At 37.8% G+C, this 21,946-nt stretch carries 19 protein-coding genes; 10 read left to right on the forward strand and 9 right to left on the reverse strand.

What is annotated here, in order from left to right:
• The first annotated feature begins 125 nt into the window (after nucleotides 1-125).
• Nucleotides 126-1,370 carry an alpha/beta hydrolase family protein gene (locus AS4_RS06595; protein WP_096733612.1) on the forward strand — a complete coding sequence of 415 codons (1,245 nt, stop codon included), beginning with the start codon at nucleotides 126-128 and terminating at the stop codon, nucleotides 1,368-1,370.
• Between the two features lie 94 nt (nucleotides 1,371-1,464).
• Here the strand turns inward: AS4_RS06595 and AS4_RS06600 are convergent, their stop codons facing one another.
• The 3 genes from AS4_RS06600 to AS4_RS06610 all read right to left on the reverse strand — a co-directional run bounded on the left by AS4_RS06600 (nucleotide 1,465) and on the right by AS4_RS06610 (nucleotide 5,209).
• Entirely contained in the window at nucleotides 1,465-2,823 is a 1,359-nt protein-coding gene (locus tag AS4_RS06600; protein WP_096735489.1) for a nucleobase:cation symporter-2 family protein, read from the reverse strand.
• A 335-nt stretch (nucleotides 2,824-3,158) separates the two neighbouring features.
• The gene (locus AS4_RS06605) at nucleotides 3,159-4,343 is read right to left on the reverse strand and encodes a YbfB/YjiJ family MFS transporter (protein ID WP_096733613.1); all 1,185 of its coding nucleotides are present in this window, start codon (nucleotides 4,341-4,343) and stop codon (nucleotides 3,159-3,161) included.
• Between the two features lie 290 nt (nucleotides 4,344-4,633).
• The gene (locus tag AS4_RS06610; RefSeq protein WP_096733614.1) at nucleotides 4,634-5,209 is read right to left on the reverse strand and encodes a flavin reductase family protein; all 576 of its coding nucleotides are present in this window, start codon (nucleotides 5,207-5,209) and stop codon (nucleotides 4,634-4,636) included.
• A 196-nt stretch (nucleotides 5,210-5,405) separates the two neighbouring features.
• On the opposite strand from AS4_RS06610, the gene AS4_RS06615 reads away from it, so the two are divergent.
• Nucleotides 5,406-6,797: an L-cystine transporter gene (locus AS4_RS06615; protein WP_096733615.1), complete on the forward strand. Its 1,392-nt coding sequence runs from the start codon at nucleotides 5,406-5,408 to the stop codon at nucleotides 6,795-6,797.
• A gap of 218 nt (nucleotides 6,798-7,015) precedes the next feature.
• On the opposite strand, the gene AS4_RS06620 is transcribed toward AS4_RS06615, so the two are convergent.
• Nucleotides 7,016-7,345 carry a hypothetical protein gene (locus AS4_RS06620; RefSeq protein ID WP_096733616.1) on the reverse strand — a complete coding sequence of 110 codons (330 nt, stop codon included), beginning with the start codon at nucleotides 7,343-7,345 and terminating at the stop codon, nucleotides 7,016-7,018.
• Nucleotides 7,346-7,532: 187 nt separating this feature from the next.
• Here AS4_RS06620 and AS4_RS06625 point away from each other — a divergent pair, with 187 nt between their 5' ends.
• From AS4_RS06625 to AS4_RS06635, 3 genes are all read left to right on the forward strand, one after another.
• A complete protein-coding gene (locus AS4_RS06625; RefSeq protein WP_096733617.1) occupies nucleotides 7,533-8,363 on the forward strand; it encodes a PhzF family phenazine biosynthesis protein in 831 nt (276 codons plus the stop codon).
• Between the two features lie 150 nt (nucleotides 8,364-8,513).
• Nucleotides 8,514-11,288, forward strand: a complete 2,775-nt coding sequence (locus tag AS4_RS06630) for a M16 family metallopeptidase (RefSeq protein ID WP_096733618.1) — start codon at nucleotides 8,514-8,516, stop codon at nucleotides 11,286-11,288.
• Between the two features lie 113 nt (nucleotides 11,289-11,401).
• The gene (locus tag AS4_RS06635; protein ID WP_096733619.1) at nucleotides 11,402-11,893 is read left to right on the forward strand and encodes a YfbM family protein; all 492 of its coding nucleotides are present in this window, start codon (nucleotides 11,402-11,404) and stop codon (nucleotides 11,891-11,893) included.
• A gap of 65 nt (nucleotides 11,894-11,958) precedes the next feature.
• Here the strand turns inward: AS4_RS06635 and AS4_RS06640 are convergent, their stop codons facing one another.
• Nucleotides 11,959-12,738 (reverse strand): ferredoxin--NADP reductase, encoded by a 780-nt coding sequence (locus AS4_RS06640; protein ID WP_004721908.1) that lies wholly within the window; start codon nucleotides 12,736-12,738, stop codon nucleotides 11,959-11,961.
• Between the two features lie 99 nt (nucleotides 12,739-12,837).
• On the opposite strand from AS4_RS06640, the gene tsaA reads away from it, so the two are divergent.
• Complete coding sequence (gene tsaA / locus AS4_RS06645) at nucleotides 12,838-13,566, forward strand: tRNA (N6-threonylcarbamoyladenosine(37)-N6)-methyltransferase TrmO (protein WP_096733620.1); 729 nt, start codon at nucleotides 12,838-12,840, stop codon at nucleotides 13,564-13,566.
• 92 nt (nucleotides 13,567-13,658) lie between these two features.
• Here the strand turns inward: tsaA and AS4_RS06650 are convergent, their stop codons facing one another.
• Nucleotides 13,659-15,128 (reverse strand): CYTH and CHAD domain-containing protein, encoded by a 1,470-nt coding sequence (locus tag AS4_RS06650; protein ID WP_096733621.1) that lies wholly within the window; start codon nucleotides 15,126-15,128, stop codon nucleotides 13,659-13,661.
• Between the two features lie 184 nt (nucleotides 15,129-15,312).
• Nucleotides 15,313-16,773, reverse strand: a complete 1,461-nt coding sequence (locus tag AS4_RS06655; protein WP_034612221.1) for a CYTH domain-containing protein — start codon at nucleotides 16,771-16,773, stop codon at nucleotides 15,313-15,315.
• Nucleotides 16,774-17,083: 310 nt separating this feature from the next.
• Between AS4_RS06655 and AS4_RS06660 the strand changes: the two genes are divergently transcribed.
• From AS4_RS06660 to AS4_RS06675, 4 genes are all read left to right on the forward strand, one after another.
• Nucleotides 17,084-17,467, forward strand: a complete 384-nt coding sequence (locus AS4_RS06660; protein WP_096733622.1) for a DUF962 domain-containing protein — start codon at nucleotides 17,084-17,086, stop codon at nucleotides 17,465-17,467.
• 125 nt (nucleotides 17,468-17,592) lie between these two features.
• Complete coding sequence (gene thiE / locus AS4_RS06665) at nucleotides 17,593-18,219, forward strand: thiamine phosphate synthase (protein ID WP_096733623.1); 627 nt, start codon at nucleotides 17,593-17,595, stop codon at nucleotides 18,217-18,219.
• 62 nt (nucleotides 18,220-18,281) lie between these two features.
• Nucleotides 18,282-19,577: a glutamate-1-semialdehyde 2,1-aminomutase gene (gene hemL / locus AS4_RS06670; RefSeq protein WP_004721899.1), complete on the forward strand. Its 1,296-nt coding sequence runs from the start codon at nucleotides 18,282-18,284 to the stop codon at nucleotides 19,575-19,577.
• A gap of 145 nt (nucleotides 19,578-19,722) precedes the next feature.
• Complete coding sequence (locus tag AS4_RS06675) at nucleotides 19,723-20,139, forward strand: GlcG/HbpS family heme-binding protein (protein ID WP_004820137.1); 417 nt, start codon at nucleotides 19,723-19,725, stop codon at nucleotides 20,137-20,139.
• Between the two features lie 91 nt (nucleotides 20,140-20,230).
• On the opposite strand, the gene AS4_RS06680 is transcribed toward AS4_RS06675, so the two are convergent.
• Both AS4_RS06680 and AS4_RS06685 read right to left on the reverse strand, forming a co-directional pair.
• Nucleotides 20,231-21,295 carry an amidohydrolase family protein gene (locus AS4_RS06680; RefSeq protein ID WP_096733624.1) on the reverse strand — a complete coding sequence of 355 codons (1,065 nt, stop codon included), beginning with the start codon at nucleotides 21,293-21,295 and terminating at the stop codon, nucleotides 20,231-20,233.
• A 216-nt stretch (nucleotides 21,296-21,511) separates the two neighbouring features.
• Nucleotides 21,512-21,916: a DUF3144 domain-containing protein gene (locus AS4_RS06685; protein WP_004820141.1), complete on the reverse strand. Its 405-nt coding sequence runs from the start codon at nucleotides 21,914-21,916 to the stop codon at nucleotides 21,512-21,514.
• Nucleotides 21,917-21,946: the final 30 nt, after the last annotated feature.

Genomic DNA, 21,946 nt, shown 5'->3' on the forward strand with positions numbered 1-21,946 from the left:
AGCATTTGTATCTATATATTATTTTACTATTTGGTTAAAAGTATCCTAGCAAGATACATTTTTTTATGTTTAATTAGTAGCTTGAACACGGAGTTGTTCAAACAATAAAAACTGAGGACTTAGTAATGAAAGCATTATTTAAACGGACATTATTGGCAATGACCTGCGGTTCAGTATTATTTTTAACTGCATGTAATGATGACGATAATAATTGGAATAACTGGGGTTCAAATAAGAATTATGTATCTGAAAATACATATAATTCAGATGTGATCAATGAGGCTACATCAGTCAAAGTGATGACTTATAATATGCCGAATGTACTCGGTGAAACCAAGAAAGCCACAGCCATGGTTTTTATTCCCAAAACAACACGACCTGCAGATGGTTGGAAAGTTGTAGTTTGGGAACATGGTACAGTGGGTGTGGGTGATAGTTGTGCGCCAAGTCGAAATAAATTTAATCCGCGATTTAAAAATATGGCACAAAGTCTGTTAAATGAGGGTTATGTGATTATTGCCCCAGACTATGAAGGCTTGGGCACACCGGGTATGCATCCATATCTAAATTTAAAGAGTGAAGCAAATTCAGCGATTTATGCAGTGAAAGCATATAAAGAGCGCTATGGTAATCAGATCAATGGTCAGTGGATGTCTGTTGGCCAATCGCAGGGTGGGCATGGTTCTTTAGGAACTGCTGAATTTTCCAATACCGACTCCAACTACAAAGGTGCTGTCGCAGGCGCACCTGCCTCAAGTTTGGGTTATATTATTTCTGTCGTTGCGCCACAAGCAATTCGAGATATCCTTCAAAAAGAACAAGCTGGAACAGCCCCAGTAGGTACTGCTGTTGAAGTTTATGCTGAATTATTGGCATATGCTGCTTATACCACAGTTGGTGTGACTGCCTATGAACCTAAGTTTAATTATCGAGAAGTTTTCAAAGATCGTTCAAAAAATATTGCAGAATTTGCGGAAGGTTCAACGGGTGAAAATGGCTTATGTCTAGATGAATTGCATAATAAATTTGCCGATGATATCCGTGATTATATTGTTAAGAATGGCGGAAAAACTGTTTTAGACTATCCTGGATTAGTCGATAATTTCCAAGAAAATCCGACGGTAAAAAAATTCTTAGCTGAGAACCAACCTGCAACCAAGAAAATTAATAGTCCTGTGATGATTATTCAGGGAACTGCTGATATGGCTGTACCTTATCCTGTCACAGAAGCATTACAACAACGCTTAAAAGATATGGGTACTGATGTAACATTCTTACCTGTGAAAGATGCGAGTCATACTCAAGCGATTGTTGAAAAGAATCCTGAATTGGTTGCTTTTATTAAAAAGCATATGCCAACCACAAAATAATGGTTTTAAGAAAAGCATCCAATCATTTGCTGTTCTTAGCAGTTAAATAGAAAGAAAAAAGCAGAGTTTTTATTAAAACTCTGCTTTTTTTATCTTAATGTATGGCCGTTTGTACATTTTTGACTGAAGATCGAACAGGTTTTTTACCAAATGAAAGGTGATTAAAGAAAATATTGAGTAATACTGCTGCTATACACGTCGCACTTATTCCTGAATGAAATAAAGTTTGGAATACTTTGGGAAATGCATGAAAGAAATCAGGACTGATTAAAGGAATTAAGCCGACACAGATCGACACAGCAACAATAATGAGATTGGATTGGGTTTGATAATCCACTTTTGATAATGTACGAATACCGCTTGCTGCAACGCTACCAAATAAAACAATACCCGCGCCACCTAAAACAGGCATCGGAATCGCAGCAATTAAACGTCCGAAAATCGGTAATAAACCCAGTACAACTAAAATAGCACCACCTGTTGCTACCACAAAACGGCTTTTAACACCTGAAATGGCAACCAGTCCCACGTTTTGGACAAATGCACATTGCATAAATGAACCAAATAATGGCGCAATCGCAGAAGATAGCATGTCTGCTCTTAAACCATCTGCTAAACGATGACTATCCATTTTTGTATCAACAATTTCACCAATCGCTAATAGGCTGGCTGTTGTTTCAGTAAGGATCACGATGGTCACGATACACATGGTTAAGATCGCGGACATTTCAAAGCTGGGTAGACCAAAAGCAAATAGATGTGGGAAAGCAAATAAATCACCATTGCCCACTTTTGAAAAGTCAGCAACACCAAGCAGGATGGTAAAAATTGCACCAACAATAATTGAAATGAGTACGCCTAGTCGCGCCATTGTAGCTGAACCAAAGCGGCTCACCACAAGTAGTACACCGAGGGTAAAGGCTGCAATCCCTATATTTTCCAGTGAGCCCCATTCGGGTGCTTTAGGGTTACCACCCATAATCCAGCGGATTGCAACAGGTAAAAGTGAAATCCCAATAATGGTAATAATTGAACCCGTCACAATCGGTGGAAAGAAACGCACTATTTTTGAGAAAAATGGAGTAATCAATATCCCGAAAATAGAACTGACAATCACAGCACCGAAAATCGTTTGAATATTTCCCCCAGTTGTACCAATCGCGATCATGCTTGCGACAGCAGCAAATGAAGTGCCTTGTACAATTGGAAGTTTTGCACCAAACCACTTTAGTCCAAGCGTTTGTAGTAATGTTGCCAAACCACCCACAAGAATAGACGCCGTAATTAATAAGGCAATTTCAGCTGCATTTAGACCAATCGCCGTACCTACGACCAAAGGTGCTGCAATCAGACCACCATACATGGTGAGTACATGCTGTAAACCAAATGTCAGGTTCTTTCCCGCACTTAAAACTTCATCTTCAGGTTGAATTTTTTTAATTTCAGTATTCATCTTAAAACCTTTATGATTTTGCCATCCCTGCATTACAAAGAGCAATTTATATGCCAAATGGTCAATAACTGTGAGCAAAGTGCTTTAAGTGAAAGCTAAAACTTATGTGTTTGAGACTGATATTTAAATTATTTCTTTGTGCAAAGCCGATTATTTTACGGTGGATAAAGCTTAGCGTGTTTAAATTGGCGCGATTCTAAAACGAAGCACTAGGCTTCTTTCATCTGTCCTTTTTTAAAGCATAGATTAAGATAAAGCACCCTCATCCTGATCTTTTTCAAAGGGGTGGAGAAGTTTTTAATAGCAATATGATTCACGCAACTTGATTATTTATTTTAGCTTTTATGCAGTTGTGTTTGATGGGTTAGAGAATAGATAAAAAATTGTGCTGTACCTACAGCGAGTACACATGAGGCAAGTATAAATTGCTGATGATAGGAAACACCCCAATGTTGCAAGCTACTAAAACAGATTCCACCAACCAATTGAGTCACAGCAAAAGCTAATGTTGCTATGCTCCATAGTTTTTTATAGGCCACATGATAAAGGTGTAAAATGGTATATGAAGTAAGGAAAACCACAGCAGGATTAAGCAAACCAGTAAAAAAGGATGAGGTATAGGTAAGGATTGGATGGGTTGAAAAAATCGCAATAAAGATTGCCAAAATATATAGGCTATATAATATTTTTAATGCGGTAAAATTGCCAAATTTTCGTGCCAGTAAGTAAGCACTGATTGCACCTAAGGCGCTGCCTGAACCATACAAAATCCAATTCAAGTTAATAAGATATAGATTAAGATGCAGGGGGTTTTTAAGATAATCAATCCAAAACAATGAGTGGGGAACATAGGCAAAAGCACTAGATGCATAGACAATCAGCAAACTAAAATACATACCATTGACTGTCCCCGTTTGATTGTTTGCTACGCTGATATGATCTAGATGATTTTTAAACAGATTGAGTAAATAAACAATGATCAAACAAATGACAGCAGAGAATGCAAATAAAATCATCCATGCAGATTGTGTGTTGATTCTGTCGAGATAAGGCAAAAACAGGGTTGCCAATAATACCCCAATGCCAATACCACTAAAGCCAATGAAGTTGATGGTTAAACGTTCTTCAGCTTTGCTGCAATGTGCAACGATACTGGGTGCTAGAATCATCAATAAGCCACCACTGATGCCAGAAATGACACGCCAAAAGACATACCAGCTTTCGGGAAGACCTGAAAAAGCACAACTGAGTAAACTCACCGTTCCAGAAAATGCCGCCAAAATGATATATCGAGGCATGGTAAAGTTTTGAGGCAATTTCATTGCCCACAATGCACCAATTAAATACCCCAGCAGATTTGCACTGCTTAATATACTGGCAAAACTGGAGTCCCAATGATAAGCAAGACGGGTAGAGGGCAATAATGCAGTATAGGAAAATCGGAGAATGCCAATGCCTAAACACATACACAGGCATAGAAAGATACTCAGCTGAATTTTATTCGATCCGATCTTGGTCATTGTGCAGATTATCCATTTTCCGTTAATTCACCTTAAGGTGAATTTAAAAAAATGACAATAAATAATCAGTATTTAGTTTGGGAATAATCAGGGCTTACTCACACAACTTAACCAGTTGGTAAAATCGCAGCTTATTGCAGGATATGTATGATTAATATGAAGGGCTCAGTCTGTTTAGATTATTGAACAATTATGAATTAAACATGATTTAAAACAGATTGGCCCATCGACAAGCAAATTTCGTAAGGATTAAGCTTATAGATTATAGATTATAGATTATAGATTATAGATTATAGATTGGCATCTACAGGATCTCCGATCGTATAGTAATGTCCACCTGCAACATGATGTAGGCTTTTCCATTCAGCGCCAACTTCATGGTAATACCAATGGCCATTTCGGAATACGCGATCATCCGCATACGCAGCGACGACTTTGCCTATAAATAAATCATGGCTTTGTTGATTATGCGGTTCAGGAATCAGTTCACAGATCAACCATGCAGCGCAGCCTTCAACCGCAGGGAGCTGAAATCCCTCAAATTGGAAAAGTGGCGTATGGCAGTGTGAGAGTTTTTCAGGATCATTAAACTGACTGATTGAGCCTAATTGTTGTACCAGCTTAAGTTGTTTGAGTGTCGGTACCTGTAGGATGAAATGCCCTGACTTTTCAACTAATTCACGAGTTTTTGTACTTTTGTCTAGAACTACACTCACTTTGGCAGGCACAAGTTCTAAGGCACAAGCCCAAGCTGCTGCCATAACATTGTTTTCGTTTTCATACTGGGCTGAGACAAGCACGGTTGGACCGTGATTTAACAGGCGATAAGCCTTAGAAAGTTCAACAGTTTGGATATGTGAATTCATGAGATGGCCTATATTCTGAGTGTTAGTCTTTATTTGTATAAGCTTATACAAAAAATTCATGAGTGCGCTAAAGTGATGTTTTTATTATTAATAGTGTATGTTGAGAAAACAACACTTAAATATCAAAAAATGCTAAAGACTATTGGATATTTCACAATAAGCTTATAATAAAACGATCAAAACTATTGGAACTCGAATGAACTATACGCTCATTTTGAATATTGTCATATTCATTGCCTTGATCATATTGCTGATGCAAACCAGAAAGACAGATTGGAGTCTGGCTAAAAAAGTGTTTGCCGGTTTATGTTTAGGTGTGGTATTTGGGCTAGGATTACATTGGGTTTATGGTACAAATTCTGAAATTTTAACTGAGTCTATTCAATGGTTTAATATCGTTGGAAATGGTTATGTTAAGCTTTTGCAAATGGTGGTGATGCCATTAGTGCTGGTCTCTATCCTGAGTGCTGTGATTAAGTTACATAATGCATCGTCATTAGGCAAGATTAGTATTTTTAGTATTGGTACATTATTAATCACCACATTTATTGCCGCTTTGGTTGGCGTGTTTGTGGTCAATCTATTTGGATTAAGTGCGGCGGGTCTTGTACAAGGGACACAGGAAACAGCACGTCTTGAAGCAATTCAATCTGAATATATTGGTAAAGTCACAGACTTAAATGTACCTGATTTTATTTTATCTTTTTTGCCAACAAATCCATTTGCTGAACTCACTGGAGCACATCCAACCTCAATCATTAGTGTAGTGATCTTTGCTACGATGCTCGGTTTGGCAGGGCTTAACCTGATCAGAGATGATGCCGAAAAGGGACAACGTATCGTCACTGCAATTGATACTTTGCAAGCGTGGGTGATGAAGTTAGTTCGATTGGTGATGACGCTTACACCTTATGGTGTATTTGCCTTGATTACGAAAGTCGTGGCAAGTTCTAAAGCCGCTGATATTGTTAATCTTGGTGGTTTCTTGGTTGCCTCTTATCTGGGACTAGCCATCATGTTTGCGGTACATGCAATCGTATTATTGCTGACAGGCGTTAACCCAATCCGATTCTTTAAAAAGGTTTTACCTGTATTAACCTTTGCTTTTACCAGTCGTTCGAGTGCGGCAAGTATTCCATTAAATATTGAAGCACAAACTCGCCGTTTGGGTGTGCCTGAGTCTATTGCCAGCTTTTCTGCTTCATTTGGTACAACGATTGGACAAAATGGTTGTGCGGGTTTATATCCAGCAATGCTTGCGGTGATGGTTGCCCCAACAGTGGGGATTAATCCACTTGATCCGATCTGGATTTTAACTTTAGCTTGCGTAGTGACTTTAAGTTCAATTGGCGTTGCAGGTGTCGGTGGTGGCGCAACCTTTGCTGCACTGATTGTTTTACCGATTATGGGTTTACCTGTGACTTTGGTGGCTTTGCTGATTTCCATTGAGCCTTTGATTGATATGGGGCGTACTGCGTTAAATGTTGATGGTTCGATGACTGCAGGTGTTGTGACCAGTCAATTGATGGGACAGACAGATCAAAGCATTTTACTTTCAGATGAGAGAGACGAGTTAAAACATAGTTAACTTATTTTTCTATATTATTTAAATGCCATAAAAAACACTTAAATTAAATTTAGGTGTTTTTTTTCAACTCAAGTTTATCAAACATACTCTGATTCATTAAACGCATATTCATTAAGCGCTGATTCATTAAAACAAGTCAGAGTATTCTCGACTATAAATAGCAGTTTATCACGATCATATTGCTGATAAATATGATGACCTGCTGACGCTAAAAGGTTCTATTTTGCTGCTTGATTACACTCAGCCAATTCTTTTGAATTTTTTGTCCAAATTTTTCCAGCAGAATTTTTATAGAAGGTGATTTTCCCAACTCGGGAGACCAAACTTTGACATGAGTCTATTGAAAGTTGATTGCCCCAAGGACCAGACATTCGACATACAGTACCGTCGCATTTCCAAACCACATTAGGGCCATTCTCTATAGGTACGGTCACTGTCCCTTTATGTGTGGTTCCAGCAATCCAAATGGTATCGGCTGCAAAAGTCAGTGGAGAACATAGGATTAGGCTGCTTATAACGACGCTTTGGAGTTTTATGCTTATTTTCATCGTGCTTATTCCATAATTATTGATCTAGGGTAGGTTATAAACTTCAAATGAATCTATAAAACAGTTGTATTTTAAATGGTCTATACGATCAAGCTCAAGTTTTAACTGTAACCATTTTAAAACATAGACTGTATCTGTAATCATTTTTAGTATCACTTAGAATAGATTAAAATGAGGAGTTTTAACAATGAAAATGTACCAAGTTGATGCTTTTACACAACAATTGTTTAAGGGTAACCCTGCTGCTGTATTGGTCTTAGATGACTGGCTGGATGATGCTTTGATGCAAAATATTGCCTTAGAAAATAATTTGGCAGAAACTGCTTTTGTAAAACGCATTGATGATGAAAATTATCAAATTCGCTGGTTCACACCACAAGTTGAAGTCGATTTTTGTGGGCATGCAACTTTAGCTTCAGCTTTTGTTTTATTTAAAGACTATAGCCAAGCGAAGACAATTCATTTTCATGTTAAAGATTTGGGGATTTTTATCATCCAGCAAGCTGAGGATGGAAAGATCCAGATGAATTTCCCGATTCGTCAGCCGCAAAAAATGATCGATTATCCAGAATTATTGAATCATGTCATTGATCAGCCTTTTAAAGAAGTCTATCTCAATGCGCAAGCGTATATTTTAGTTTGTGAATCTGCACAAGACGTGATAAATGCAACACCAAACTTAGCCAATATCCGAAAAATTGCAGAACAATATCATGTGAGTACCGCATTAACTGCGGAGTCTGCAGGCTATGATGTGACCATTACCGCAGCTTCAAACGATTATGATTATGTGGCTCGCTATTTTGCCCCGCATAAAGGGATAGATGAAGATCCTGTAACAGGTTCAATGCATACTGGTTTAGCGACTTTATGGGCTGAGAAGCTGGGTAAAAAACAACTTATCGGTTATCAGGCATCAGCGCGCGGTGGAAAATTGTTTTGTGATATTCAGGATGGTCAACGTATCGAAATTTCAGGTTATGCACAGTTATTTATGCAAGCTGAGATTTTTATTTAAATTGATTTTAAGCTAGAGATGCTCAAATCATTACAAAAGCCGTTGAAATAAACGGCTCTTTTTTCAAAACTTTACTATAAATTTTGTTCAGAATTTCTTAAGATGTTTAGCTTATAACTGTTTAAAATTTAAAAAATTCTGGATTCTCCTATGCTCATGCAGTTGAAAAAACTCACCTTGTCGCTTTGTATTCTTGGTTTTAGTGCGTCTAGTTTTGCTCAAGCCATCCTGGTTAAATCTGAACATAATATCGAAGAATATAAGCTAGAGAATGGCTTTAGAGTTTTACTTGCACCGAATGACAAAGAAAGTAAAGTCTTTATGAATACGGTTTATTTGACCGGTTCATTAAATGATCCACAAGGCAAAGGTGGTCTTGCACATTTACTTGAACATTTAGCGTTTAAAGGCACACAAGATGTAAAAGGCGAAGAATTTCAACGCCGTTTAGATCAATATACGTTAATGACCAATGCCAGTACCGATTATTATTCGACTAAATATACCAATATTGTACGTCCAGACCAAAATACCTTAAACGAAGTGATTTATTTAGAGTCACAACGTATGGACAAATTGGTGCTTCAAGAACAATTCGTTCCTTCAGAAATCAATATTGTGATGCGTGAACGCGAAGTGCGTATGGATCAGCCTTTTGCTGTGCTGATGGATCAAATGTGGAAAGCAGCCTATGGCAACAAGTCATTAGGTCGTTTACCGATCGGTGATCTTGCTGAACTACAGTCAATTAAAATGAATGAATTGAACAAATTCTATAAAGACTGGTATGCACCGAATAATGCGGTGATGGTGATTGCTGGTAAATTTGATAAAGCAGAAGTTTTAAAAGCCATTGATAAAAACTTTAGTGCGATAGCTGCACGTAAGATTCCTGAACAAGCAACAGTACCTTTACTTGATTCTTCAACCATAAAAAATCGTAATTTTGTGGTGAAAAAGGGCAGTGATCTTGCCAAATTCAATATTTATATGAATGGTAAGAATGAAAAAATTCAGCCAGTATTAGCACTTGCACCATATTTATATACCTTACAACCGAGTGGTCATCTATATTCCAGCATGGTAGAAACTGGCGTTGCGACCAATGTCCAGTCTACAACATGGTTAGATGATGATTTTAACTTGGTATTTATGGGGGCAATTTATGCACCAAACCATGATGCTCAAAAAATTGACAGTGCGTTGATTGCGGGTGTAGAAAAAAATAAAAGTTTTGATGATGTTGAATTAAAACGGGTTAAAAATCTGATCCAGAATGCCAATGAAAGTTTATTGACCAGTGCTGCTGCTGTCGGTGGTATGTTAAGTGATTATGTGGTGTCATCGCATGGCAATTGGGCACAATATTTTAAAGATCAACAAGCCATTCAAAAGTTAAGCGTAGCTGAAACTAATGCAACTTTAAAAGCATTTTTAACTGAGCAGCACCGTTTTAATGGTGATATTCAACCGACACCTGAAGATCAGAAAAAGGCCTTGGAGCAAAAGCAAGCTGCTGAAAAACCAAAAACTTTAGATCAACAAGCTGCTGCAGTAGAACCGTTAAAAGATGTCAGTGTTTATCAAGCTGAAGTTGCTCAATATGTTGAAAAATCAAAACAATATTTAACTGCAACGGAGAAAAAGATTCAACGTGGCACTTTAAAAAATGGAATGAAGTATGCTTTATTCCCAACCTCGACACGTGATGATAAAACCTATGCAACCATTGAGGTTAATTTTGGTACAGCTGAATCTTTAATGAATAAGGCACAAATCCTCGATTTTACGGCTTATTTATTATTACGTGCTTCTGAGCAATATAGCTTACAGAACATTGCAGATAAAACCATTGAAGCAAGTGGTGGAGCAACTGCAACGGCATCGGATAACGGGATTACTATTCAAATTTCAGCGAAAAAAGAAAAATTTGAAGAGTTCTTTAAATATATCGTGTCGGTGATGAAGAGCCCTAAATTTGAACAATCACAATTTGATTTAATTAAATTACAAAGCTTATCTAGTTTGGATCGACCATATACTGAGCCTGAAACAGTATCCTCTTTAACCATTGCACGCTTACTTGAAACCTATCAGCCGGGTGATTTACGTTATCATTTTGAACCAGAACTGGCGAAAAAACAGATTCAAGCAGCAAGCAACCAACAAGTTGTCGATTTATATAAAACATACTTTGCAATGGATCATGCCTTTATTGCTATCACTGGGCAGTATGATGCAAAACCGATCAAAAAATTACTTGAGCAACAATTTGGCAATTGGTCAGCTAAACAACCTTATCAGCGTCTATCAACAGAATTTACCACTTATAAAGCGCAGAAAGTGCATGCCCTTTCAGAACAGCGTGAGTTTGGTAGTTATCAAGCTTTGCAGACCTTGCCTGTAGGTGTAGACAATAAAGATGCCGCAGCATTGATTGTCTTTAGCTATATTTTGGGTGACTCGCAATTGTCTTCACGTTTAGGACAAGAGCTTCGTGAAAAAAATGCGTTGGTTTATGGTTTTGGTAGTCAATTAAACTTGGACTCTTTTAATGAAGCGGGTGCATTGTCGATCGAAGCCAATTACACAGCAGGAAAATCTGCTGAAGTATCGCAAGTGGTGCGTAAAGTGCTGAATGACTTATTAGCGACAGGAGTAACCAGTCAAGAGTTGGAAGCGGCTAAAGCCAATATCATGAAGCAACGTGTGACGTCTTTAGAAGATGAGCGTGTGATTCATCGTATGTTAAACAGCCAGCTTGAACGCAATAAGAAAATGGATAGTCGTGCTTTAAGAGATCAAGAGTTTGCTCAACTGACCAAAGCAGATGTGGATGCTGTGATTAAGAAGTATATTAAACCTGATCAATTGGTTGAAGTAATGGCTGACCAATATGGTCAAGCTCAGAAAGGTTTAAATTGATCGTTTAAATTACAAATTTTTTAAGTAAAACTATAGGGTCTGTTAACAGACCCTATACATGCATGGTTTTTTAATTTATAAATTTGAAGAATAATGAAAAAAGAGTGAAAACAATGTCAATGATCGGCAATTTACTGAGTATTTCAACGCAACAATTAGAACACTTTATTCAATCACCAAACTTACTTGAAGCCTATGTTTATAGTGATCAAAAAGATCAACAATCTCAAGCTTTAGATTTGGATAAGGCATGGCATGCTATTCATTTCATCTTAAATGGTGATTCTTATGGAGGACAAGGTCCTTTAGCGAAGGTTTTTTTCGGTGGTGAGGAAATTGGTGAGGATTTAGGAATAGGTCCAGCCAGATATTTGACAGCGGAGCAAGTGAAGCAAGTTGAAACCGCAATAGAGCAGGTCAGTGATCATCAGTTTTCAAGCCAATATGATATTGAAGCCTTGGACCAAGCTGATATTTATCCAAATATGTGGGATGAAGACAGTGAAGAAGGTTTAAAGTATATTTTGCCGTATTTTCAAGACTTAAAAAAATTCTATCAAGAAGCGGCATTCAGGAATCAGGCTGTATTGATTTATATTCATTAAACGTAAAAAAACCGAGGTATTGAATTAAACCTCGGTTTTCAATTTAACGCTGCTTGAAAAATAAATTACTTTTCAACAAAAGCGCGCTCAATCACGTAGTCGCCTAAAACACCCATTTTAGGTGATTCTTTCAGACCGTGTTGGTCAAGGAGCTCGACAACATCATCAAGGAATGCTGGGCTACCACAAAGCATTGCGCGGTCAGTTTCAGGATTAAAACGTGGTAAGCCAATTTTTTCAAATAAGGCACCAGATTCAATCGCAGTGGTTACACGACCTTGGGTATGGAAATCTTCACGGGTCACAGTTGGGTAGTAAACCAATTTGTCTTTAATACCCAGCTCTTCAAAAAACTCATTGTTTGGAAGTTCGTTGAGAATCAGGTCCTGGTAAGCCAATTCAGAAATAAAGCGTGTACCATGTACCACGATGACTTTCTCAAAACGTTCATAAGTTTCTGGATCGCGAATCGTTGATAAGAAAGGTGCTAGCCCCGTACCCGATGAAAGAAGGTATAAGTTTTTACCCGGATTCAAATCATCAAGCACTAAAGTACCTGTAGGTTTTTTAGAAATTAGAATTTCATCACCAACTTTTACTTTTTGCAAAATAGAAGTTAAAGGACCATCAGGCACTTTAATTGAGAAAAACTCTAATTCTTCTTCGTAGTTAGCGCTTGCAATAGAATATGCTCGCATTAAAGGCTTACCATTGACTTCAAGACCAATCATCACAAATTGACCATTTTTAAAACGTAATGCAGTATCACGTGTGGTCTTAAAACTGAATAGAGTGTCATTCCAGTGGTGTACGTGAGTAATCTTTTCGACGTTGAAAGCAGCCATTAAAGGTCTCAATAAATTATCAAATTAGAACAGCCTGCTATTCTAATCTAAAATCATTCTCGATAAACTGAATATATTTAATTGAACTTATCAGAAAAAATGATTATGACTGAGTTAAGTCTCCCGATTATTGGGATTATGCATTCTCCTTATGTTGAAAAATTTGGTATTCCTCGACAACCAAATCTGGTTCAGGTGGAGTCTTTTATCGAAATGCATGCACCCTACAATGTCTTGGAAGCATTTGAGGGAATCGAGGAATTTAGTCATTTATGGTTGATCTGGCAGTTTCATGACAATAAAAATCAACAAGATAAAGATAAGTTCCGCCCTCAAGTGAGACCTCCACGTTTAGGTGGAAATAAAAAAATCGGTGTATTTGCAACACGCAGTATGTATCGTCCAGCACCGATTGGTTTATCTGTAGTACAACTTAAAGCCGTCAAAAAAGAGGGGAATGCAGTTCGTGTATATGTGACAGGCAGTGACCTTTTAGATGGTACGCCGATTGTTGATATTAAACCTTATATTCATTATTCAGATGCTGTGGATGCGGCGCAAAGTGGTTATGCCCAGTATGAGCCTGTGCCTAAACAGGTTATTTGGTCTGAGCATGCACAGCAATTAAAAAGTAAATTTCTTCAAACAGCTGACATGGATCTAAAATATATCGCTGAACTTGAGTCGGTACTGGCTTTAGATCCTCGACCAGCTTATCAGCATGATGATGCACGTATTTATGGGATGCGTTTTGGGCAATTTAATATTAAATTTAGCTGTGCTGAAGAAGCGATCCTGATTCAGGGCATTGAGTCGTTTAGTCATTGAAAACGTGATTCCATATCCTGCTTAAAAACTTATGCGCTTTTGTCCGCTGTGATCGGAGCATCTCGGTTTAAAGAGCAGGATAGTAGCTACAATTACTCTAAAACGGCTGTCTTGGCAAACTGCAGCAAATCTTGTTGTGATTTCAACAAAAGCCGTTGCTGTTCTGCGGCAATCCAGCCCAAAGCAAACCAGACTTGGGGTTCTGCTTTGACCAATTTTTTTAACACATCTTCAGCAACAATCAGGTCATTGTAGAGCCCTAAACTTTCTTGAGCAGGCTTTATGGCTTTTAAATATTTTTTGATTTGGCCTTTATCTGATAATGATGCAACAAACTCAATACTATAACGCAAACGCTTTAAGTTTTTACGAGTACGGTGCCGTGCTTCGATGTCTAAATTTAAATAGTTTTCTGCATCAATTTGAATTTTGCGATGTAATTGTCTAACTTTTTTAAATGCTGCTTTATGTACAGCTATTTGAGATTTTTCACTTGATTCTTGGGCAATAAATTGAATCAGGGATAGGACCAAATAATTAAAATTAAAAGATCTAAACAGTTTGGTTAATTTTTGCGAGTCGACATCTTGTGGTTCTGGAAGTTTAAACTTAGGCGCACCAGCAGCTTCAAGCTGAGGTAATAACTCCTCTCGAATCATATCTAAATCACGAGCCGAACCGAGTTGCCTAAACAATTCAGTTAACTGGGTTTGCCAAGTGGGGTCGATATGCAAAGACCAATTCGAAAAGGTTTTTAAAGCACTTCTTAAGCGGCGAATTGCCACACGTGCCTGATGAATATGTTTGGAATTAAAATTTCCAGATGCAATTGCTGTACTGTTAGGAAGTAGATGAGATAGACAATTATTTACGATCTTTTTTAATGCATTTTCAGGATGATCTTTGGGATCAAGAACAAGTGGCATTTGCAACTGTACGGGATTGTCTGGAGAGTTTTGTGCAAGCTGAAAACCTTGTTGCGCTTTGCTACGAGTATCAAGCCATAAGTTATAGCGTTTCATCCGAGGTAAGATAAAAGAAATAAGATCTTGAACAGTACCTTGTTTCAGTTCAAATTCTAATTCACGTAATTCGAGACGCTGTTGATGGGCGATGATATGACCGTGATCATAACTGACTTCAATTTCACTATTTTGAAATTTAAATAAGCTGAGCTTTCTTTCAATGTCTGTTTGAAACTGAACTTCTAATCCGTCTTTATATTGCTCTAATAAGTGTTTAATATTTTTAGCAATATGCTTATTGCTGAGATAATTTTTTAGATCTAATCCTGTTTCCGCGCTTTCGATATTTTCCTCAAATTCAGCACGTTTAAGCCTTTGTTCTGTTGGGAGTTTGAGGGTTTGTACCCATTGCTGCTTTTCTTGATCATCTTCAAGGCGTTGACGAAGCGAAATGGAATGTTCAGACAAAATAAATTGTGCCGTATCATAGTATTTGGCTTGTAGGTGCTGAATATTGGTATCTTTTCTTTGAAACGCTTTAATGAGCATTTCTTGCTTTTCTTCAGGTATTTGGAATTTCAATTCAATTTCAAACATACTTCCCGTTCCATTTTTATTACTTATTCTCTCGATTTTAATCCGATAAATTGTTTTTTTTGAGTTTTTAATGAATGATTACAAATTCGCAACGTGAATACTCACGCGACTACAAATATTCAATTTTATGCAGTATTTAAAGAGATGATTTTATTCAATAAAACCATCTCTTCTCGCTGTTGATTTATTTTAAAAACTTACGGCTAACCAAGAACTGTTCCGTCGCTTCAAGCAGTTTTTCCGCATAAGCTTCTTGTTTTGCGGTAAGCCAGCCTAAGGCAAACCAATCACTGGCTTCTAGGTCGGTTTGTTGTAGGTAAGAAGATGATGAAGCAAGCACTTGATATTGCTCACATGCTTGTTGAGCATCATTTAAAGATTTTGCATATTTTTGTAAGTTCTTAACATCATAGATATTGGTTAGGATCGGAAAGCTAAATTTTAATTCATTTAAATGTTGAGCCAGTGCTTCTAAACTTTCAAGGTCGGAAAGATCTGCTTCATTTAAACTTTCTTGTAGCTGTCGATACTGATTTTGCAATGTATTTTGCGCAAACCATTTTAAGTCATGGGTTGGCGCTTTCGCAGACTGTCCTAAACTGAACATGAGTAATTCTAAATAGTGCTGTACATTTTGAGTCGATTTGACCAAATTGATGAGTTTTTCGTTAGCATACAAAATATCCCGATCTAAACTTTGCGCTGTTTTCGGATTTTGCAGTAACGCACCTAATGTGCGTTGCATATGTTCAAAATGTTGTAAGTTTTTAAAATGACTCTCAAACGCTGAAAGTTGGTGTGACCATTTATCCGTTTTGGTATCTGTCCAATCTTTAAATAGAGAAAGACTTAAATGTAAATGGTGTAGGGCAGTCTGTGCTTGAATAATATGTTCAGGCTGGGCAACTTGTGCAGAAATCGCGGCAATATTTGGCAATAAATGTTGTAATTGACTGGCAATAAGCACACGTAAATTTTTATCTGCAGTGTCTTTTTTATTTAAAATGGTTTCTTTGCTGAGCTGTGCTGGGCTGACTTTTTGATCCACAGTCAATAAGTGTCCAAATTCAGCTTTGCTACGTACATCGAGCCATAAGTGATACTTTTTAACCCATTCAAAACTAAAGGCTAAAAGTGATTGAATTGAGCCACTTTTTAATTCAAATTCTACTTCATGAATTTCTTGTTTGGAGGTTTCAGTTCGGACTTCACCAATATCGAGACTGATTTCAATTTCAGCATCTTCAAACTGAATCACACGGATGGTACGTTGGATGTCAGTTTCAAATTGTAATTGGAGTTCGTCAAACTTATCCCCCAATGCATTTTTTAAAACAGCAAGTGCTTCGGGTTTATTCTGGTAAATATCAATATCTAAACTTGGGGCTTCAGCAAGCTCACCTAAATCAATATTGTCTTCAAAGCGTTGTAAATGGCTTTTAGTCGCTGCTTTTAATGTTTGTACCCAACGCGTCCCTTCTAAGCGTTGACGTAGTGCAGCGCCGTGTTGGGACATCTGACGATCAGGTGTGTCGTAGTATTTTGCTTGTAATTGAATAATTTGGGATTTTTTAGGATCTAATGCTTTAAGGAGTGCATTGCGGCGGGCTTCCGGAATTTGAAACTTTAATTCAACTTCAAGCATGTGAGGGTCCTAAGTGTTAATCATGGTTATTAGAGAGTTAAACATTCTTGAATGTTTAATCTGGCATTGTAACTTAAAATGTGTCATCAGAAGACTTGTATAGCATGCCATTTGAGTATTTTTTACCGCTATATCGTTACTAATTAAATATTTAGAATGACAAAATTTCCTATTTCGTGACTTGTATGGTCTGGGCAATACTTGAAGTCGCAAATATAGATGAATTGTCAACAGACTTGATATTGAATTTGGCTGTTATTGCAGCATAAAATAAACTAAGCTGATTAAAAATAAAACAGGATGATTGATCATGAACGCGTATGTTGAGCCTAAATCGGAATTAGCGCAAAACCCGAAGTTTGAATTACCAATTAAAAACTATTCAGAATTTTATCGTTTTTATTTAACTGAACACCGTAGCATGATGAGTCGCCGTTTGCATGCAGCTGGAAGTAGTATCGGTATTTATTTCTTTAGCAAAGCAATTCGTCAACGTAAAGCAAAATACGTGGCCTATGGACTACTTTCTGGCTATGCATGTGCTTGGGTGGGGCATTTTGTATTTGAGAAAAATAAGCCAGCAAGCTTTAAGCAACCACTTTATAGTTTTATTTCTGACTGGCGTATGCTTTCCGATATTGTACGTGGCAATTTAAGTTTAAAAGACCGTAGTCTAGATAAAATTGAAAGCTAATCTTGTCAGTATGGTAATAAATTAAACAAAAAAGCTTAGAGATTTCTAAGCTTTTTTGTTTTTGTCACGTCTTCGCTGAGAAAACTTGCTTATAATCCATTTATTTGATTGTTTGAGAATATTGAATGCGCGGTCTTTACCTGATTACCAACGACGATCCAATCCAATTATTATTAGAAAAACTCGAAGTTGCTTTAAGCACTAAGCAAGTCGCTATTCTTCAGTATCGCCGTAAAAAAGTCGCTCAATCTGACCAAGCCAATGAAGTGAAGCAGATCAAGCAACTGTGTGAAAAGTATCAGACACCATTTTTGATTAATGATGATTTAGATTTAGCTGAACAATTTAGTTTAGGTGTGCATCTTGGGCAATCTGATGGTGAAATTTCAGATGCAGTGCAACGTTTACCACAAGGTGTCATCATTGGGCGAACGTGCTTAAACTCAATTGAGTTGGCTGAAAAAGCAATCGCTGAAGGAGCAAGCTATGTGGCTTTTGGCGCAATTTATGCAACATCGACCAAACCTGAAGCTGGTAATATTGGTCTAGCGACATTACAGCAGGCATCTAAAAAGTTTGATTTACCTATTTGTGCCATTGGCGGTTTAACGGTTGAAAATTCTCAAGCTGTGATTGAGGCTGGTGCTGACCTTTGCGCAGTGATTAGTGATATATTAGCTCTATCAGTTGAAAATATTCCTGCCCGTGTCGCAGCTTGGGCACAGTTATTTGCAGAAACTGCAAAATCTTAATTTGTATCGTGATTTTTTATATCATTTTGAAATTTTAGTATTCTACAGGATTGAGTCGATTTATGAGCCTATCTCCAAAACAAGAGCAATTGTTTAAACAAGCCAGTAAACATATTCCAGGTGGAGTGAATTCTCCAGTACGAGCGTTTAATGGGGTGGGTGGTACGCCAGTATTTATCGAAAAAGCCAAAGGTGCTTATTTATACGATGTCGACGGCAAGCGCTATGTGGACTATGTGGGTTCTTGGGGGCCGATGATTTTAGGTCATGCACATCCTGATATTATCCAAGCAGTACAAGAAGCAGCAGTTGATGGTTTAAGCTTTGGTGCACCGACGGTACATGAAACCACACTGGCTGATTTGATCTGTGAGATCATGCCATCAATTGAATTGGTCCGTATGACCAACTCAGGTACTGAAGCAACCATGACAGCTATTCGTTTGGCGCGTGGTTATACAGGTCGTGACATGATTGTGAAATTTGAAGGTTGCTATCACGGACATTCAGATTCTTTATTGGTTAAAGCGGGTTCAGGCATGTTGACTATGGGTGAGCCAACATCAAAGGGTGTACCTGCTGATTTTGCCAAGCATACGGTGACCTTGCCATATAATGATATTGAAGCTGTTAAAGCTTGTTTTGCGAAATATGGTCAAGAGATTGCAGGGGTGATTGTTGAACCTGTTGCTGGAAATATGAATCTGGTTAAACCAATCAAAGGTTTCTTAGAAACGATTCGTGAGCAATGTGATCAATACAAATCAGTATTTATTATTGATGAAGTGATGACCGGTTTCCGTGTAGCACTCGGTGGTGCGCAAGCATATTATAATGTAAAACCTGATTTAACGACTTTGGGTAAAATCATTGGTGCTGGATTACCAGTCGGTGCATTTGGTGGAAAACGTGAAATCATGGAATGTATCGCGCCTTTAGGTGGGGTTTACCAAGCAGGAACCTTGTCGGGTAATCCATTGGCTATGCGAGCAGGGATCAAAATGTTTGAAACCCTTCGCCAACCTAACTTCTACACCGATTTGTCTGCAAAATTAGATCAATTATTACAGGGTCTACAAGCGGCTGCGGATGAAGCTGGAATCCCATTCTTTACTCAACAAGCTGGTGGTTTGTTCGGCCTTTACTTTACTGATCAAACCGAAATTAGCAGTTTTGACCATATTTTAAAATGCGATATTGAAGCATTCCGTAAATTCTTCCACGGGATGTTAAATCGTGGCGTAAACCTTGCTCCATCTGCATTTGAGGCAGGCTTTATTTCAGCTGCACATAGTGATGAAGATATTCAGTTTACCATTGATATGGCTAAACAAGTCTTTGCTGAAATGCAAGCTTAAGGGGATTTAAGGCCGCTTCGATTGCTTGAATAAATGAGCAGAATGGACAGTCTTTTTGAATCAAGTTTGATTTAGAATAAAAGCCTGTAGTCTAAGGACTACAGGCTTTTTTGTGATTTTAGACATTATAATTCAGGAAGAAAATATGCAAACCAAACACTATTTAACCTTATCTGATGCAGAGTTTTTATTGAATAAAGCACATCAATATGCAATTGATCATGCTTTTAATGTCAGTATTGCTATCGTTGATGAAACGGGCAATTTATTGGCAATGAAGCGTATGGACGGCGCTTCTGCATTGACGTCGAAATTCTGTTTGGACAAAGCCAGATGCTCTGCATTAAGCCGTAGACCGTCAGGATCATATGAGACCCTTATCAAAAATGGTCAAATGGGATTTTTAACCATGCAGAGCGGCTCAGGGATGTTGGAAGGTGGTGAGCCTATTTTGTATCAAGGGCAGTTGGTTGGTGCAGTGGGTATTTCAGGAGTGAAATCATTTGAAGATGCTGAAATTGCACGACATGCAATTCAAGCCTTTCTTGCTCAATTTAATTAAACTGCTTTACTTAAAAAATTATACGCATCAGTAACGTCAGTAAATAAGTTTGAAGAGGTGTTTAAGTAAACACCTCTTTTATCTTGTAAAATTACAAACGATAAAATTGTTTGGCATTATGGTGGAAGATGTTTTCCAGTGCATTTTCATCATATTGCATCACGATATCACTAAACGCATCAATGATATTCACCAGACTGGTATTGACCCGATCCATTGGGAAATTGGAAGCAAACATCACCCGATAGGTGCCAAAACTTTCCAAAGCATGCAGAATCAGTGGTGCAACTAGATCAGTGATTTGTTGCTTAGAAGCCAGTTGTTTTTTCTTATAAAATTGATGACCAAGCACTGGCATAAATAGACCAGACATTTTGGTATATACATTTGGATAAGCGGATAATTCAGCAATAGCATCTTGCCATTGATAAAAAATATTTTCACGTGCTGTTTTAGACAAGCCTGTATTTTGTCCAATTTTACCAAACAAGCCTGCTGGTGTACCAAAGTGGTCTAAAACAATTGAGGTTTCTGGGAACTTTTTTGCCAGCTCAATTACATCGGGAATTTGATGAGAATACACCCAAGCATCAAAACTCAGATTATGTTGCGCGAGTTGTTCAAAGCCTTTTAAGAACTTTTTCTCGGTATACAGGTGCGGGAGATCTGTCCAATTATGCACGCCTTTATCTTCATGAAAGGCAGCCATACGGCGTATACCACGCAAACGTTTAGATGCTTTTTGGTGTAACTTTAAAATCTTTTTGAAATTAGGATCGCATGGGTCGGCGGTAGCCACGATGCCACCAAGTTTTACGGTGTTTTCATTAAAGGGTAAGGATTCAATAAATTCTGTTTCACCCACAACAGCTTTACCTTTCTGTTTGGCCCAACTGGCTTCAATATGTACCACTTGTTCGACTGTATATGAGCCAAGATCATGTTTATAGTCTTGTGGTAAATAGGGGCGGGTGATGTGCTCAGTTAGTCCAACCGTTTCAATCAAATCTTTAGCTTTGACTAAACGCACCATTTTATCGAGTAGGAATGGACGCTTGCCCAAAAGCTTTACCGCAAATGCTGCTGCATGAGGGGTGTTGTAGGGATCCCACTGGTGAATATGTGGGTCAATGATTGGAAAATTCAAATCTTGCATATAACGTCCAAATTGTTATTTATTATCAAAATACAATACATGAATTTTATAAAAGGTGAATATTGTCACTTGGTAAAATTTAAGCGGTAAAGCCATTGGAGGAATCAGTTGATTTTATTATTTTGGGATGACTGCCATAAATTGTTATAAAAAAATAGCCTCATTGAAGAGGCTATTTTATCAATGCTTTGATTGATCTAAGATGAATTAATTCAATCAGTGTTGATGATCATGGCCATCATGATCATGTTTGTGGGTATGAAAATCTTCGTTTTTACGGAAACGGAGATAATTTTCAAACTGCTCACAATATTCATCATAATTGTCTTCAAGCATCATTTGGAATTGTTGCAATATATAAGACATGACTTGTTCTTTGGCGTCACGCATTTCATCACCATCTTTAAAGGTGTTTGCAGCAACCCAAGTATTAAAACGTGCAGTAGCGAAGAGCATTGCTGAGCTGACTTGTCCACGAAGTTCTTCTGGCTTAGGTTGCTGTCCTTTCGCTGGGCGGCAAAACTCATTGGCTTGTTTGATAAACTCATCCGCACGCTCAAAAAAAACAGCATTTAAAGCTTCTTCTTCGGTGACATCAGTAGCATCGATTTTTTGAGACATGACTTTTCCACATAGCGTATTTCATTGGTG

Origin of the sequence: Acinetobacter guillouiae (assembly GCF_002370525.2) — a bacterium.
In the GTDB taxonomy this organism is placed as follows: Bacteria; Pseudomonadota; Gammaproteobacteria; order Pseudomonadales; family Moraxellaceae; genus Acinetobacter; species Acinetobacter guillouiae.